General features: G+C 42.1%; 13 protein-coding genes. All 13 read left to right on the top strand.

The window, feature by feature from the left end:
* Positions 1-16 precede the first annotated feature (16 nt).
* The 13 genes from BM377_RS06630 to BM377_RS06570 all read left to right on the top strand — a co-directional run bounded on the left by BM377_RS06630 (position 17) and on the right by BM377_RS06570 (position 17,702).
* A complete protein-coding gene (locus BM377_RS06630; RefSeq protein WP_143104478.1) occupies positions 17-1,744 on the top strand; it encodes a hypothetical protein in 1,728 nt (575 codons plus the stop codon).
* Between the two features lie 53 nt (positions 1,745-1,797).
* On the top strand, positions 1,798-2,256 hold the full coding sequence (locus tag BM377_RS06625) for a GtrA family protein (RefSeq protein ID WP_092245608.1): 459 nt from the start codon (positions 1,798-1,800) through the stop codon (positions 2,254-2,256).
* Positions 2,257-2,298: 42 nt separating this feature from the next.
* Positions 2,299-3,438: a dTDP-4-amino-4,6-dideoxygalactose transaminase gene (gene rffA / locus BM377_RS06620; protein WP_092245606.1), complete on the top strand. Its 1,140-nt coding sequence runs from the start codon at positions 2,299-2,301 to the stop codon at positions 3,436-3,438.
* A complete protein-coding gene (locus BM377_RS06615; protein WP_092245603.1) occupies positions 3,422-5,191 on the top strand; it encodes a hypothetical protein in 1,770 nt (589 codons plus the stop codon). Before rffA ends, BM377_RS06615 begins: the two co-directional genes overlap by 17 nt.
* 28 nt (positions 5,192-5,219) lie before the next feature.
* The gene (locus BM377_RS06610) at positions 5,220-5,753 is read left to right on the top strand and encodes a GNAT family N-acetyltransferase (protein WP_158588915.1); all 534 of its coding nucleotides are present in this window, start codon (positions 5,220-5,222) and stop codon (positions 5,751-5,753) included.
* Positions 5,754-5,810: 57 nt separating this feature from the next.
* Complete coding sequence (locus tag BM377_RS06605; RefSeq protein WP_092245597.1) at positions 5,811-6,761, top strand: glycosyltransferase family 2 protein; 951 nt, start codon at positions 5,811-5,813, stop codon at positions 6,759-6,761.
* The gene (locus BM377_RS06600; RefSeq protein ID WP_092245594.1) at positions 6,748-8,412 is read left to right on the top strand and encodes a DUF6020 family protein; all 1,665 of its coding nucleotides are present in this window, start codon (positions 6,748-6,750) and stop codon (positions 8,410-8,412) included. Before BM377_RS06605 ends, BM377_RS06600 begins: the two co-directional genes overlap by 14 nt.
* A 70-nt stretch (positions 8,413-8,482) precedes the next feature.
* A complete protein-coding gene (locus BM377_RS06595) occupies positions 8,483-11,095 on the top strand; it encodes an O-antigen ligase family protein (RefSeq protein ID WP_092245591.1) in 2,613 nt (870 codons plus the stop codon).
* A 4-nt stretch (positions 11,096-11,099) separates the two neighbouring features.
* Positions 11,100-13,043: a polysaccharide biosynthesis protein gene (locus BM377_RS06590; RefSeq protein WP_092245588.1), complete on the top strand. Its 1,944-nt coding sequence runs from the start codon at positions 11,100-11,102 to the stop codon at positions 13,041-13,043.
* A gap of 4 nt (positions 13,044-13,047) precedes the next feature.
* Positions 13,048-14,319, top strand: a complete 1,272-nt coding sequence (locus tag BM377_RS06585) for a DegT/DnrJ/EryC1/StrS family aminotransferase (protein WP_092245585.1) — start codon at positions 13,048-13,050, stop codon at positions 14,317-14,319.
* 684 nt (positions 14,320-15,003) lie between these two features.
* Positions 15,004-16,725, top strand: coding sequence for an XAC2610-related protein (locus BM377_RS06580; RefSeq protein ID WP_143104477.1), 1,722 nt, complete (start codon positions 15,004-15,006; stop codon positions 16,723-16,725).
* A 21-nt stretch (positions 16,726-16,746) separates the two neighbouring features.
* A complete protein-coding gene (locus tag BM377_RS06575) occupies positions 16,747-17,208 on the top strand; it encodes a hypothetical protein (RefSeq protein ID WP_092245579.1) in 462 nt (153 codons plus the stop codon).
* Between the two features lie 86 nt (positions 17,209-17,294).
* Positions 17,295-17,702 (top strand): zinc ribbon domain-containing protein, encoded by a 408-nt coding sequence (locus BM377_RS06570; RefSeq protein WP_092245575.1) that lies wholly within the window; start codon positions 17,295-17,297, stop codon positions 17,700-17,702.
* Positions 17,703-17,780: the final 78 nt, after the last annotated feature.

The raw sequence follows: 17,780 nt of genomic DNA, 5'->3' as shown, positions 1-17,780 counted from the left end.
TATCAGAAGCTATTTTATGAAACTGAAGGGATTTCAACGCCCGCTGGAGAGATATTTCTTTCCCGTGGTCTTGTTGTTATATCCCTTTTTTGGTATTACCGCGGGACTTGATATTGCCGACACGACTTATAATCTCGGTAATTTCGAATATATGAGTAATGTAGATCCGATGTGGCTTTTTTCTACGTACTTTTCGAATCTTATCGGAAGCCTGATAATGAAGCTTCCGGGAGCAGGCACAATGATAGGCTTCGCTGTTTATTGCACGTTCTTTATAAGTGCTATGGCGCTTGTTTCGTATTACGTGCTTCAGAACTGGCTACCCGGCTGGATGATCTTTATCGGAGAGTTTATTGCCGAAAGCCTTTGCTGGGCTCCGAGAGTGATTCTGTATCAGTATATTCCGTATTTTTTGCTGACAATCGGTTCGATCTTACTTATCCTTGGAATTTTTTCCTGGAAGAAGCAGAATATACTTCTTTTTGCAGCGGGTGTATGCCTTGGACTCAACGTACTTGCGCGTTTCCCGGCCATAGTGGATTGTATGCTGATCCTTGTTTTGTGGTTCTATTCGTTTATAAACAAGGACAAATTCATAGATGCGGCGAGAAAGACCGGTGTTTGCATAGCCGGATATGTGGCGGGACTTGGACTTCCGCTTATCCTGATCTCAATAAAATATGGCTTTAATGCTTATCCCGAAGCTATAATTAAACTTCTGTCGATGACGGAGGGTGCTTCCGATTATTCATCCGGAGGAATGCTTGAGCTAATCATTGAAGCATATTTGCATACTTTTAAAAATATGATAATAATGATCCCGTGTTTGGCCGCAGGAATTATCATGTTCCTAATGGCAAAGGGAAGATTTGTACTTCTTAAGAAGCTTGCTTTTATAGCAGGTCTCTTGGTACTTGCAAGGTATTATTACGGACAGGGCGTTCTCACAGCCAATTATTTTTACTATGATTGCATGTTTCAGGTTGCGATGATGTTTTTGATAATATCGGCCGTATTATGCATTATAGGTGCGCACGGGATCCTTAACGGAACCGTGGAAGAGAGAACGTTGTCAGCCATGGCACTTGTGCAGATCCTTATTCTTCCGCTCGGAAGCAATAACCGTACAATGCCGGTTCTTAATTGTCTGTTCCTGATAGCACCTATAAGTCTGTGGCTTATGAGAAGACTTATGCAAAGACTCGGCGATGGAGAATGGAACTTTGCATGGCAGGCAATGATAACAGGAGTTATTATTGCGACGCTGTTCCAGGGCGCTCTTTTCCATATCAATTTCTCATTTGTTGACGGTATGGACGGAACACCTCGCGACACAAAAGTGACTGAGATTCCTAAAGCAAAAGGCCTTGTGACGACCGCAGATAATTACAGTACGCTAAAAGAGCTTAAGGCAAGCCTTGAGGATAATAATCTGACATCCGGAAAAGTTTTGACTTTCGGCGAGATCCCGGGCATTCCGTATGTTTTTGACATGAGTCCTGCAATAAATACAACCTGGCCCGATCTTGACAGTTATTCGGTTGATAGTTTTGATGATGCACTTAGTTCTCTTGATGCCTCGAAAGAGCCCGCTCCGACTGTAATAATCGGATATAAAGAGAATGACGGATATGCCAATTTTTCTGTTAAATACGATAAGCTGATGGACTATATCGGCAAACACGATTATAATAAAATCTTCGAGAGTGATAGATTTACGGTTTATGCCGCAAACGATCAGTAAGACGGCGAGCAAAGCGCGCATAAGAATATTTAGGCAAGAAAGAGGAAAATATTATGAATAAATTATTGGCACAGATTGCCAAATTTGGCGTAGTCGGAGTTATCTGCTTTATTATCGATTATGTAATCTACAGGATTTTCAATGCCGGATTCGAGGCAGTGGGATTTGATAATGTTTTCCCGCAGTATTATCTTATCTCGGGATTTATAGCATTTACGGTTTCCGTAGTTGCAAACTATATCCTCAGCTTTAAGTTTGTATTTGAGAGAAAAGAGGATATGAGCAGGAAGAAGGAGTTTATAATCTTCGTTATCCTCAGTGCCATAGGACTCGGAATCAATGAACTTTGTCTTTTTGTGGGATTCGATCTCATTTACAAGAACTGGTCATGGCTTAACGGCATTATGAGCGCTTCTTTTGCAAAGGACGTATTCTTTAAATTCGGAGCAACAGGCGTTGTAATGGTTTATAATTTCATCACAAGAAAGATTTTCCTTGAGAAGAAAGATTGATAAAGAGGCTTCAACAGAAGATAGAAAAGAAGGTCATAGCTTATGAGAATTAACTTCAATGTACCACCCTATACGGGAAAAGAATTTGATTATATAAAAGAGTGTGTGGAAGCTCAGAAGATCTGCGGAGACGGTAAGTACACAGATCTTGATAATGAGTGGATCGAGAAAAAGACAGGCGTTTCAAAGGCGCTTCTTACAACCTCCTGCACACATGCAACCGAGATGGCAGCTATACTTGCGGGCATCAAGGAAGGCGATGAGGTTATCATGCCTTCATATACCTTCGTTTCAACAGCCAACGCGTTTGTTCTTAGAGGAGCAAAGGTAGTATTCGTTGATATCAGACCCGATACCATGAACATCGATGAGAACCTCATTGAGCAGGCTATCACACCCAAGACCAGAGCCATCGTTCCGGTTCATTACGCAGGTGTCGGCTGCGAGATGGATACCATCATGGATATAGCAAAGAAACATAACCTTCTTGTAATTGAAGACGCTGCGCAGGGCGTTATGGCAACATACAAGGGCAAGGCACTCGGAGCAATCGGTGATTTTGGTAACTACAGCTTCCATGAGACCAAGAACTACAGCATGGGTGAGGGCGGAGCGCTTCTCATAAGAGATGAGAAGTATGTAGACGATGCCATCATCATCAGAGAAAAAGGAACCAACCGTACACTCTACAAGCTTGGCAAGGTTGATAAGTACAGCTGGATTATGCCCGGTTCTTCGTTCCTTCCAAGTGATATGAACGCTGCATATCTCTATGCTCAGCTTCAGATGGCCGATGAGATCAACAATGACAGATTAAAGAGCTGGAACGCATATTACGAGGAACTCACTCCTCTTGCAGAAAAAGGACTTATAGAGCTTCCTTACGTTCCGAAAGAGTGCGTTCACAATGCTCACATGTTCTACATTAAGTGTAAAGACTTTGAGGAAAGAGAAGGACTTATCAAATACCTTAAAGCAAATGATATCCTTCCTGCTTCTCACTATGTTCCTCTTCATTCTTCCAAGGCCGGAGTTATTTACAGTGAATTCCGAGGAGAGGACAAATATACTACAAAGGAGAGCGAGAGACTTCTTCGCCTTCCCATGTACTACAAGCTCACAGACAGTGACCGCAATGAGGTTATTACAAGAGTAAAAGAATACTATGAAAAAAACGTATAAAATATCCAACTTCATAATCTCTTTGGTTTTGGTGCTGGTGGCGGTTCTTTTCATGGGCTTTATAGGTGATTATTGGTTTGAAGCCAATGATGACGTCCTGATAAAGGATCTACTTTCGGGAGCCTATACAGGCGCTCCCGAAGGTCATAATATACAGATGCTGTATCCGATAAGCTTTTTCTTCTCGCTCCTTTACAGAGTGGTAAGAAGCTTAGACTGGTATGGCATTTTTTTGTGCGGAGCGCAGTATGTGTGCGTGTTTATTATCACCCACACCGCGCTTAAGACATGCAAAAAGCTTGAAAATAAGAGCGCAGTAGTATTATTTATGCTGCTCTTTTCCTTGGGAGCGATAGGCGCTCACTTTTTGTTTATTCATTACACATTTACGACCGGCTTTATATCCGGAACGGCTGCCTTTTTGATACTCATGCATGAAAAAGGCGAGGATAAAAACTTCGAAGCAGCGCTGATACTTATATTTATCGCATTTCTGCTTCGCTCCGAGATGCTTCTTTTGACACTTCCTATGGTGTGTGTTGCTATCTTTATCAGATGGCTTTTAAACCTGACAAAAGAAGAGTTTTTCGACTGCCTCAGATTATTCGGTGCGATCGTTACGGCTTTGGTGATCGGCTTTGTCATACATCAAATTGCTTTTTCACCTTCGCAGTGGAAAGAATATAATGCTTTTTTCGAAGCAAGAACGCAGCTTTACGACTATCAGTACATTCCCGAATATGATGAGAACAAAGAGTTTTATGATGAGCTAGGACTCGATAAAAGCGAGTACATGCTTTTGGAGAATTACAATTTCGGCCTTGATGACAAGATAGATACATCGGTTTTAACTGAAGTATCGGCGTACGCCAAGGCACGTAGATCCGATGAACAGCCGCTTCCTTCGCATTTGAAACAAGCTTTTTCCGAGTATATATATGAGCTTCACAATTTTTCGGAGCAAAAGAGCTATCTTGAGCCACAGTCTTATTTTCCGTGGAACATCATAGTGATAGCGCTTTATCTCGGAGTTCTCATATCATACCTTATTCCGAGGGAGAACAGCAGCAATAAGGAAAACCTCCGCGTTGTTGGAGCGCTTGCCCTGTTATTTGCCTGCAGAACGACACTGTGGATATATATGATCATGGGAAGAAGAGTTCCGATCAGGATCTCGCATCCGCTCTTATTTATCGAGATAATGATCATGTTTGCCATATTGCTTAAAAGAGCCAAGAAGAGCGGCAACTATCCGTATAAGATATTATTTATCGCTGCAGTATTGTCGGTTCTGGCTATTCCGAATCAAAAGGCAGTAATAACTGCGGAACAGAAGTCCAGAGAACTTATGAGGACGCATTATGATGCGCTCTATGACTATTTTGCGGACAATAAAGAAAATTTCTACTTTGTAGATACCTATACCTCCGTATCATGCGGAAAAGACATGGCGGAGGGCGAAGCTTTGTTCTCTGAAAAGCTCTTTGACAGAGTCGATAACTCTTTTGCAAACCACGACCTTATGGGCGGCTGGGGAATTAACAGCCCTCTTACGAAAAAGAAGCTTGCAAAGGCGGGATTTGACGATATGCAGTCAGCTCTTTTGACAGATAAGGCATATTTCGTTCAAAATAAGTCTGAGAGCATCGATTGGATAAAAGATTATTATGAATACAAAGGCTTGGACATTACGGTTGAACAAAAGGATGTAGTGGCCGATGCCTTCGCAATATACGAGATCAGGGAAAAATAAGACTGACAAGAGACTACGGAGACCTGTTATGAAAAAAGAGACACAGGGCTTTGATGTCATCGGGAAAAAGGTGTCCCTAAGAAAGATAACCTTGGATGACACGGAGCTTATTGTAAAGTGGAGAAATAACGAGAGAGTACGTAATAATTTCGTTTATAAGGTTGTATTTACCAAAGAGATTCATGAAAACTGGTTTAAGACCAAGATCATGACAGGCAAGGTTGAGCAGTTCATTATCTGCGAGAACGATAACGATCACAGGCCTGTCGGAAGTGTGTATTTCAGAGATATCGACAGAGAAGAAGGAACCGCCGAATATGGAATATTCATCGGCGAGGACGATGCTGTCGGAAGAGGCTACGGCAGTGAGACCGTGCTTCTTGCTCTTTCCTATGCAAAAGAGATCGGACTTAAAAGAGTCTATCTCAAGGCATTTGCCTATAACGAAATAGCCATAAGAAGCTATTCCAAGGCCGGATTTGTAAAGACCAAGGATCTTTTACAGGTAGAGTGCAGTGATGGTCAAAAAAGTGATATGATACTTATGGAAAAACTCTTATAAACGGCAGTTTGAACATATAATCGTAAAACCCGAACTAAGCGAAAGGTTTTGATAAGAATGCAGAAAAAATCAGTCAGTTTTATAATTCCATGCTACAGATCCGAGAATACTCTCGGAGCTGTTGTAGATGAGATCATAGAGACAATGAAGGATTCCGAAGAGTACATCTATGAGATCGTGCTTATAAATGACGGATCTCCCGACAATACTTGGGGCAAGATCTCAGAAATAGCGGATAAACACTCCGATATTGTCACAGGCATCAATTTTGCCAAGAACTTCGGACAGCATGCGGCTCTCATGGCCGGACTAAACACGGCGCAGGGCGATTATGTGGTGTGTCTTGACGATGACGGACAGACTCCCGCAAACGAAGTATATAAACTTCTGAATGCGCTCAGAGACGGAGCGGACGCCGTATATGCAAGATATGCTCATAAGCAGCACAACGGATTCAGAAACTTCGGAAGCGCCATGAATGAATGGATGGCCCATGTGATGCTCGGAAAACCCAAGGATCTTTTTGTTTCAAGCTACTTCGCAGTCAAGAGATTCGTGGTTGACGAGATGATCAAGTATGAGAGCTCTTATCCGTACGTTATCGGACTTGTTCTCAGAACAACAAGCAATGTTGTCAATGTTGATGTCAATCACAGAAAAAGAGAAGTCGGAGAAAGCGGTTATACCTTCAGCAAGCTCATGAAGCTGTGGATCAACGGCTTTACCGCTTTTAGTATTAAACCGCTTAGGATCGCTACTTTGGCAGGCGGATTATTGTCAGTGGCCGGCTTTTTGTTCGGTGTTTACACCGTTATCCTTAAATTTGTTTATCCGGATGCATCCCGGTTTAAGGGATATTATGCACTTATGTCCGCACTTGTATTTATCGGCGGGATGATACTTCTTATGCTTGGAATGGTGGGAGAATATGTAGGAAGACTCTACATCTCACAGAACAAGAATCCACAGTATGTTATTCGAGAGACGACAAGAGATGACAAAGAGTAGTTTGGGGCCGGAATCACAGAACAACAGCATAAAGCAAACAGTAGTAGCCTGGCTTTTGTCAGGCTTGTTTGGCGTTTTAACGGGGGCTTTTTTATTCATCGGATACAGCCTCGAGAAGTTTGATTCCATTAAATTAGACGGCAACATGCCAATGATCATGTTCTTTATCATGGTAATCCTCACCATCGATACGAGATATGTTTGGAGAAGCTACGAGATGTCGCTGGATGGCCGTAAGCTCTTTGGATTCATCGACCTTAACGCAGTACCTAAGCCCATGGAAGGAAAAGGCTTTTTCAAAAGAACCTTCATTTCTTTGATCATTCTAAATCTCCCGGTTCTTTTGGCGGAGTTTCCGGGATTTTTCGTATATGATGCGCAGGATGAATTAAACGAAGTCCTGACAAGAAGCTTTACAACGCACCATCCGCTTATGCACGTGCTTTTGCTGGGCGGAACAATTGCACTTGTTCACAAGCTCACGGGCTCATGGAATATTGCGATATTTACCTATATCGTTATCCAGATGCTGGTTATCACGCTGATAATGACTTACGTACTTGATTATCTCAGAAAAAGAGGAATCGGCAAGAATTCTGTTATTGCCTGGACAATCTACTACGGCGTATTTCCGACTATCGTAATGTATACGCTATGCTCGAGCAAAGACGGACTCTTTTCGGCATTTTTACTTCTTATGACAGTTCTTTTGACAGAGCTTGTGCGTGATACAGACGGCTTTATGGCAGATAAAAAGAAACAGCTGTTATTATTTGCGGCGACAGTACTCATGCCTCTCATGCGCCACAACGGCTTTTATGCATATCTTGTTTTTATCCCGTTTGCGCTTATTTATTTCAGGAAAAAGATATCCGGGAAACTCGTGGGGCTTTTGATAATTCCGGTTGTCCTGTACCTGATAGTGTCAACAGCGCTTTCTGCGGCTCTTACATCCGGAAGGAAAGACAATCAGGAGATGCTGACCGTACCCATCATGCAGATGGCTCGTGTCTATGCATATAACGGCGATGAGATGACAGGGGAAGAGAAAGCTATCCTTACCGCATACATTCCCGAAAAGAACCTTGTTAAATACACTCCGAGAGTCTCGGATCTTGTAAAGGTAGGCTTTAACAATGCTCTCTACGAGCAGGATAAAAAGAACTTTTGGAAGCTTTGGACGACTCTTTTTAAAAAGCATCCGATGACATATGTCAATGCGTGGTTCCTTACTTCCTACGGATACTGGTATCCGCCTGCGGATATTAACGTATACAAAGGAAATACGGTCTATACGTTTACTTACGACGAAAGCTCGTACTTTGGCTACGAGGTAGAGCTTCCGGGAGAGAGGATAAGCCTTATTCCGCCTATAGATAAGTTATACAGATATATTTCCATAGGCAGCTTTCACAAGGATGCGCCTGTTCTCGCATATCTTTTTTCACCGGGACTTCTTGCGCTTATCTATCTTTTTGTGTTCCTTTACAGGCTCCACAGAAGGAATTACAGCGGGATTATACCCTTTTTGCCCATGATACTTACATGGCTTACCGTGCTCCTTGGTCCGACATATCTTGTAAGGTACGTCGTGATACTCTGGCTGGCCTTCCCGCTCCTTATGATCACAGGCGACAGGCGGTTTGATTAAGCCTTGGGTGTATGTTAATATTTAATGATGGATTTTTGCGATAAAAAAGGCAAATAAATCGGAAAGTACAATGGAAATTATGAGAAGTATTGTTGATAAAAAAACTGCATTCAGAGCTGTGCTCCTTATTTTGGCGCTCATCGCAGTATTGAGCATCTTTCCTTGCCGTATTTGGACGAACGTTTTTGAGACCAATGATGGAGGAAACAGGCTTCCCGACGAGCAGATAATTAACTATGATTACAGTATTTCACAGAAGTTTGTGGCTCAGTATGACAGATTAAGTTCGGTTGATATATATGTGGATTCACTTGAGAAGGGACATTATGTTTTTGTCTCTATCAGTGAGAATTTCGAGACAAGCTATTTCAATGCATTTGTTGATATAAGCAATGCCAAACTGCCCGGATATGTACGTGTCCCTATGGAATTTGATGTTGAAGTCGGAAAAGAGTACAGCATGTACGTTAAAAGCTGCCGATCCAAATACAACGTTAAGTTCACGGATGTTCCGGATAATTCGCAGTATCTCGGAAGTCTTTACCTCAACGATGGCGAGATACCCGGTAAGCACCTTGATGCTAAGTTTAATTACAGACTTCCGATGTCCAAGAAGCTTTCACTTATAATTATTGCGGCTATTTTGGCGGTTACGGCTGCTTTGTACGCACTGATCGGCATTTTCTTTAATAAGTTCAAGGAAAAGAACTCTCTTTTGACCGTGGGTAAGGTGATAAAGGTTGTTGCCAATCCCATCGCCGCTGTGTTCTTCCTTACACTTATGATCATGGTCTTTCCTTTGAGAGTCTTTGATCTGAGAGTGCCCGATATCATTTTTTATGAGATAGGACTTATAATAAGTGCCGCTATCGTGTTCTATGCAATTAACCACAAGGCTGTAAAGCTCCCCAACGGAATATCTTTCTTTGAGGGAATTGAGCTTGCGGATAAAGTCAGATACGTAGCCATCATGTTTGCCATGGCCATGGTTGTATGGCATGCAAGTAACTACATGAACGGCGCTTATGATATCTTTAGATGGTTGTCGCAGCGTAGGATGGTGATCTGGTTCGCGGTCATGATACTTCTTACCTTTACTACTTCTGAGATCATAAATGTTCCGAATCTTATATGGCTTGTGGTTTCGGCAGTTGCGGGCTTTAGATATTACAGACTCAATATGGTCGCGGATACCGAGAAGGAATATGACCTTAAGAATATGCTTCTCAAATACGGCGTTATCATAGCTATACTCGGCGGAATAGTTGTGATAAACGTTATAAGGATACTGATCAGATATATCACGGATAAAACAAGCAGAAACGTTAAGATATCGGGATACGGAATCCTGACGATCGTCTTGTTTGCGCTGATGATCATATTCAGAAATGAAAAATTGTGGGGTATCGTTCTGGTGGCTATCTTCGGATGCCTATACATCAGACTTACCTACTGGAAAGGCAGAGAGCATTTTATCCGTATAGTTGCAGGCGGACTTATGATGAACTTTGCTATTTCGCTTGTATATTGTTTGCTTCACAGATATTTTACGGGTTACGTCAGCGGAAGATTCGGATTCCTCTTCCACACGGTTACCGTAGGAGCGGAATACCTGATCTTTATGGATGCAACCGCCACAGTTCTTCTGGCTGCCAAGATAGTTGCGTTCCCTAAGAATCTTGGGGTAAAAGAGCTGTTTAAATCAGCTTGGAAAGAGATGATCCTGTTTGGATGGATCTCCTCATATGCGATATTCACGGTATCACAGACAGCATATTTATCACTGTTTATGGTTGTTCTCATGGTGCTTATCATAGTATCGACACGCCATAAGAAGCAGTTTGTAAGAATACTTGCGACTATGATAGCGGCTGTTATTATATGCTTCCCCGCTGTGTTTACGCTTCAAAGGATCGTTCCTACAATTGTTGCAAGACCGGTATTCCACGAGTACGGCGACGACGCGGATCAGTTCGTCAGAGGTGGAGCTGCGTGGGGCAACAGCAACTTTATGTGTGTTGAGAGATTTGTGAATCTCTTTGAGAGTGAAGTCCTCAGCATGGATGTCGGGGAATATGACTATCCCAATGACATTCTCAATTACGACTTCGAAAACGGCAAATATATATATGATCTGTACGGTAATCCGAATGACGGTGAAGAGGATTGGGAAGAAGACGATGATGAGCAGGCTCTTTTACCTAATGAGAATCTCCTTGCGGCGACCGGCATTACAAGAGCGGAACTTGCGATGCTCCTTGATGTTTCCTCACAGTACATAGATGAAGATAATATTTGGGATATCCGTACAAACGGCAGAATAACGTTATTCAAGATCTATTTAAATGAGCTGAACATGACGGGACACGCAGAACCCGCCAAGTTCGCAGATGGAACGGATATTTACCATGCGCACAATTCGTATCTTCAGGTGGCTTATGACCATGGTATTTTGACGGGAATTGTGTTCACTATATTTATTATCGCGGGACTGGTGGTAGGAGCGCGTTTTTACAAGAAGAATGAGGAAAAAGAGCCTCTGTCGCTTCTTGCATTTGCGATTATTTTGGGCTTTGCCGTAGCAAGCTTGAGTGAGTGGGTGTTCGACCTCGGAAATCCCATGACTATGGCACTTTTACTTTCAATCGCACCTTTGTTATTTAAAAATACAGGCAGAGAATAAGAATATGAACGACAAGAAAAAAGAACCGTTTAATTATCAAAAACTGTATAGGCGAACCGGACTTATCATTTACGACATCTTAAGTATTATCATAGCCAATTATCTTGCGCTTATAATCAGGCATGATTTCAAGATTTCGAACATACCTGAGCACTTTATGATGCCTGCAACCGAGTTCTTACCTATAAATATACTTGTTACGCTTGCTATCTTCTTTATTTTCAAGCTTTATGACAGTTTATGGGCCTATGCGGGAGAACGAGAGCTCCAGAACCTTGTTATGGCGTGCGTTATTTCATCGATTCTTTATGCGGTGGGACTTCAGTTCTTTAAATATCCCGGAGAGCAGGCGGTTCCTCTGACCTGTTATTTCCTGTATCCGTTTTTGCTTATAGCATTTATCTTTACGAGCAGATTTTCGTACAGATTTTTCAGAAGCCAGAAACACAGGGCTGAGAACAGAAACAACAGCCAGGCGGTAATGATAATCGGTGCCGGCGAGGCTGCCAACATCATCATAAAAGAGATCATTACGAGCAATTACTCAACGATGTCCATCAAATGTATCATTGATGATGACTCCAATAAGTGGGGCAAGTACATTCAGGGCATCAGAGTTGTCGGCGGAAGAGACAGAATAGTTGAATGCGCCGATCTCTACGACATAGATGAGATCATAGTTGCGATTCCTTCGGTATCAAGGCAGGAGATGAAAAAGATCCTGGATATCTGTAAGAACACCAACTGTAAGCTTCGTTCACTTCCGGGCATGTATCAGCTCGTTAACGGAGAGGTCAACGTATCAAGACTTCGTGACGTAGAAGTAGAAGACCTTCTCGGAAGAGATCCCATCGCGGTCGATCTTGATTCCATCGCTGGTTATGTGAGCGGCAAGACCGTTATGGTAACCGGAGGCGGCGGCTCTATCGGTTCCGAGCTCTGCAGACAGATCGCCGGACACAAGCCCAAGAAGCTTATCATTGTGGATATCTATGAGAATAATGCATATGATATTCAGCAGGAACTTAAGACAAGATTCCCCGAGCTTAATCTTATTGTGCTTATAGCATCGGTTAGAAATACGCTCAGGATCAACAAAATATTTGAAAAATATAAACCCGACATCGTGTATCATGCGGCGGCTCACAAGCACGTTCCTCTCATGGAGGACAGCCCGAACGAAGCCATCAAGAACAACGTCTTCGGAACCTGGAAGACAGCTATGGCTGCAGCGATGAACGGCGCCGAGAAGTTTGTTATGATATCGACGGATAAGGCTGTTAACCCGACCAACGTCATGGGAGCAAGCAAAAGAATCTGTGAGATGATCGTACAGACCTTCAACAAGCACTATGACACGGAATTTGTTGCCGTTAGATTCGGTAACGTACTTGGCTCCAACGGTTCCGTTATCCCTCTTTTCAAAAAGCAGATAGCGGCAGGAGGCCCTGTTACCGTAACTGACCCTAATATCATACGTTATTTTATGACCATATCAGAGGCGGTCTCCCTTGTGCTTCAGGCAGGTGCTTTTGCCAAGGGCGGCGAGATATTTGTCCTTGATATGGGTGAACCCGTCAAGATCCTTGACCTTGCGGAGAACCTTATTAAACTCTCGGGCTATAAGGTTGGTGAGGATATCAGGATTGAATTTACAGGTCTTCGTCCCGGCGAGAAGCTCTATGAAGAGATGCTTATGGATGAAGAGGGACTGCAGGATACATCCAATAGGATGATCCACATCGGAAAGCCTATTGAGCTCGATGAGATGAAGTTCTTTGCCGAACTTGAAAAGCTCAATGTCGCTTCAAGAGAGGAATCGTCCGAGACTAGAGAACTTGTTCAGGAGATAGTTACAACCTATCATCCGACCGACAATAAGGCCGACAGGACCAAGGAGCATATGGAAGCTCTTAAGAGAGCAGCAGAGAAGATAAACGAGGATTGAGGATATGGAACTTAAGCCATTTGAGAAAAAAGTATATCTTTCATCACCTACAATGCACGGCGACGAGCTTAAATACATGCAGGAAGCCTATGAGACTAACTGGATGTCCACTGTAGGCGCCAATTTAAATGAGATAGAGAAAAAAGTCTGTGAAAAGATCGGATGCACCGATGCGGTTGCACTTTCATCCGGAACGGCGGCTCTCCATCTTGCCATTAAGCTCGCAGGAGAAAGACTCTACGGTCAGCCCAAGGTTGGTCACGGAGTACTCGAAGGTAAAAAAGTATTCTGCTCGGATATGACCTTTGATGCGACAGTCAATCCCGTTGCCTACGAAGGCGGCGAGGCTGTCTATATCGATACAGAGGCCGATACCTGGAATATGTGCCCCAAGGCGCTTGAGAAAGCTTTTGAGATATATCCCGATGTTAAACTTGTAGTGGTTGCGCATCTCTACGGAACTCCGGGTAAAGCAGACGAGATCAAAAAAGTTTGTGATAAACACGGTGCTCTTATCGTTGAAGATGCCGCAGAATCATTCGGTGCAACTTATAAGGGCAAACAGACAGGACTTTTTGGAGATTACAGCATAATATCTTTTAACGGAAATAAGATAATAACAGGCTCCGCGGGCGGAATGTTCTTAGCTCACAGCAAAGAAGACGCCGACAAGGTAAGAAAGTGGTCAACACAGGCCAGAGAAGACGCACCTTGGTACCAGCACGAAGAGCTTGGTTACAACTACCGCATGAGTAATGTGATTGCAGGAGTTGTAAGAGGTCAGCTTCCTCATCTTGAGGAGCATATCGCTCAGAAGAAAGCTATTTATGAGAGATACAAGGAAGGCTTCAAGAACCTTCCCGTTAAGATGAATCCATATGATGAAAAGAACTCAGAGCCCAACTTCTGGCTCTCATGCCTTATCATCGACAAAGAAGCAATGTGTAAGCAGGTTCGTGGCGAGCAGGACGTTCTCTATATCAGCGAACCCGGCAAGAGCTGCCCTACAGAGATCCTTGATGCTATCGCGGCTCTCAATGCAGAGGGACGCCCCATCTGGAAGCCCATGCACATGCAGCCAATTTACAGAACCAATGCCTTTGTGACGGTTCACGGAAGCGGACGAGCAAGAAGTAACGCTTACATCAAAGAGACAGGAATGGTCGATGTCGGAGCAGACATCTTCGAAAGAGGCCTCTGCCTTCCCAGCGACAACAAGATGACACCTAAGCAGCAGGATGTGATAATCGAGGCTGTTAAGAAGTGCTTTGAATAAAATATTTGAAACCAAGGGCAACGCAAATGCGTTGTCCTTTTTTTAAAGGCTCATTGACGAGATAATTTCAACAATGTTAAGATGTATGTTAATAAATTGTTGGGTGTTGAACGGATGAATAAACTAAAAGAGAACAGAACATTACTATTTATAATTTTTTATTATATCTATTCAGGAATATATTTTGTCATTCATATGATGGACGCAAAGAACCCTTTTATGACAAGCACTTTGGACGGTGCGCTTGTTATAATAGGGATATTTTTGTGTTTCGCCGGGCTATTCCGCATAAGCGAACCTCGTATATTCCTTATCAAGGGGCTTAAGTGCTTTGCTTTCTGCGATGTTTTTTCTTTGTTTCTTCAGTATTTGTACGGGAAAGACGTTTCACTTTTTTTCATATGGATGAATATCATCCTCAAAGTTTTTATTGCAATTGCATTGATCAGAAGAATATTGGATTATTTGGCGGAGATTTATTGGAAAAACGGCGCAAAGAACAAGAGTGTGAAATTTAAAATTAGAAAATTGCGGCTGGGAATAATTTTTCTGATAAGTCCTGTGATTATTAATTATTTATATGTCGCAGACTTAAGACATCGCAATTTTAATATTATATACGGATATATATTCATTTGTTATTTACTTGGATTAGTACAATATATCCTTTTGCTGCGAGAAAGCATGTCCGGATATGTCAACAGTTTAAGCACTGAAGAGGAGCCATATACTCGAAAATGGTTCTTTTATTGGGAGTGGGATCGATATAATCCCATTTCGATGATTGACAGAGTGCTGTCCGCATTTGCAGAGATCTTATTTGGAGATAAAAAAGGGGAGACTATTATTATTTCTGTATCTGCCACGTTGATGTTGCTGACTGTTATTTGCAACGGAATATATGTAGGTGGTAAATACAGAATCGATAATCCACTAACAGAAGAGCTTTCCAAGATTTCTTCGAGTCAAGCGATTAATGCTGATCCGTGTATAGACTGTCCCGAAGTAGAAAACGGAAGTTTGAAGGTGTATAGATACTCAAAGGATAATCTAACTCCCGTTAACAGTAAGATTCATAAAGTAAAGTATGGGATTGCTACAGATGATGGTGTGAACACAGGTGCTAAATATCCAGTCAAAATAAGCTTTGAAAAGGGTTTAACCGAGGATGGATTCGGACATATAATCGATTATCACGGAAATGTGGTGTTGACGTTGCCTAAGATTGCCCTAAGCCGCATTTCGGCAAAAACTAAGTTTTATAGAGAGGTTTTTGCAAAAGAAAGAAGACAAATTAGTTTTGATAAAATAGATGGAACAGATAGAGTCGTAGTCTTAGGAGAAAATGGTTCTAAAAGGTTGCTGGCAGATAATGGATCAGCGATTTTTTATTCCGAAGTGCTAGGAAGCTATGGAATGTGTGATAAGAATGGCAAAATCATTGTAAAGCCTGAACAGATTGATTACATAAGAGCTCGATTGGAAACAGAAAAAATCTGTATGTTTCGTAAGGATGACGGTGCATATATCTACAACTATGATGGTAAGGATATAACCGGAAAAATACTTGAGAGCTACTATAGCGGTTTAGAATTCATCAAAAATGATTATGAATTGGATTGCGTTATTTATTGCTATGACAATACCAAAACAGGAACCGAAGGTAAAAATGCTCATGATTATCTTAGAGTGGTCGATTATGAAGGAAATATAATAGCAGACAATATTATATATTGCCGGATGATTGACTCGAACAAGTACCTGCTTACTATGGAAGATAACAGGCAATACATATTGACAGGGTCAGATGGTAAGCCGGTTATAATTGAGGAAGAAGGGGGATTTTTATCTGATGATGAGACTATAAATGAAAAGCTAATGCAAGATGTGAGAATTCGCAGAGGAGAAAAAGTAGAATCCGCCGCATGGGTTGATGAAGACCATAGTTTATACCGCGTTTCGATAGAGCGTACAGAAGAGGTAGAAGGAGAATATGCTCATCTAAGGGACTATTTTTTCTTAAAGAATAATGAAAAAACAATTTCATTTATGGTGGATTATCCTTCAAAAAGCGATTACATGTATAGTGAGCGATACGTGTTTGACGCATGTGATTTTAATGCTGCATATGTTGATGTGAATTTTGATGGACACAAAGACGTCGTCATTTCCTTGGGACATCAAGGCGTTGCAGGAGAAGAAGTACATTGCGCATACATATATGACAATAGTGGGGAATTCGTATATACAAAATCATTTGAAATAGTCCCAAATTACTTTATTGATGAGGAAGAGAATGTTCTTAAGGGCTCATACGGATCAGGTCCCGGCGAACACGTAGAACTAACGTATAAATATGAAAATGGCGAATTTGCAAAGATATCTGAAGAGAAGAAGCCTAACTAGATTCAAGGAGTGTTGCGTAAAATGAACAAGATGCGTATAAAGCCAATAATTACACTGATACTTGTGCTGACACTGCTCGTTTGTGCCACGGCATGCACAAACGGTAAAAGAGCCGGCGAGGAGGCTAAATCTAGCGTAAGCGCTGATATAAGTGCAATTGAGAAGCTGTTTCCTTCATTGGAAGGTGCTACGGAGATCGAGTGGGAGCAGGTTACTTTGGGTAGCGGAGATAGCAGAGTTCCCGGACCAACCGATTATAGATTTCAAGGATATATAGTGTTGTCGGACGATGTGGCTCAGAAATACGCTTCATCCTACGACTTCACAGAGGCAGAACCTGATGTGACATTTGAAAACATTAAGGAGCGTGAAGGCAACTGGAAATACTCGGAGGATTTCTGCAAAGATATAATTCCCGAGTACTATCCGGGCTCGGTATGGATTGACGGAAATACTATTCTTTTTTCCGTGACAACAACATGATCAAGGTTATTTGAGTATTCACTGCAGCATTTTGATGTTGTCAGTTGTATACATATATATAAAACATCCAAGGAGGAGAGAGAATTATGTTTATAGTATGGGGTACCGAAACCAAAAGAAAGGATTATCCGTCAGTAGGACCGGTTATCTGTCCAAGCTGTGGAAGCTACGGAAGATACAATATTTTTAAAACGTACACGGTTTTGACGTTCTTTTTCTTTATTCCCACATTCAGATGGGGCACACAGTTTTATGCGCAGTCAACTTGCTGCGGAGCGTTATATGCGCTTGATAAGGAGATAGGAAAGTCTGTTGCAGCTAATGCGGCAGTGCAGATCTTACCTGAGCACCTTACTCTTATCAGAAGCGGAGTAAGGCAGAACGCTCAGAACACTCAGATTGTTAAAGATATCGAGATGAAAAAATGTGGACAGTGCGGAACAGAGACTTCATCAGAAAGCCTATTTTGTCCCAGCTGCGGAGCAAAGTTTTAAAAAGAATTGAAAAAGTATTGAAATTAACGGGAGCAATCAGCGATAATGCTGATTGCTCTTTTTGGCACAATAAAGTTG

Source organism: Butyrivibrio sp. INlla21, from assembly GCF_900116875.1.
Taxonomy (GTDB): Bacteria; Bacillota; Clostridia; order Lachnospirales; family Lachnospiraceae; genus Butyrivibrio.
This window is presented reverse-complemented; position numbering and strand designations above follow the sequence as displayed.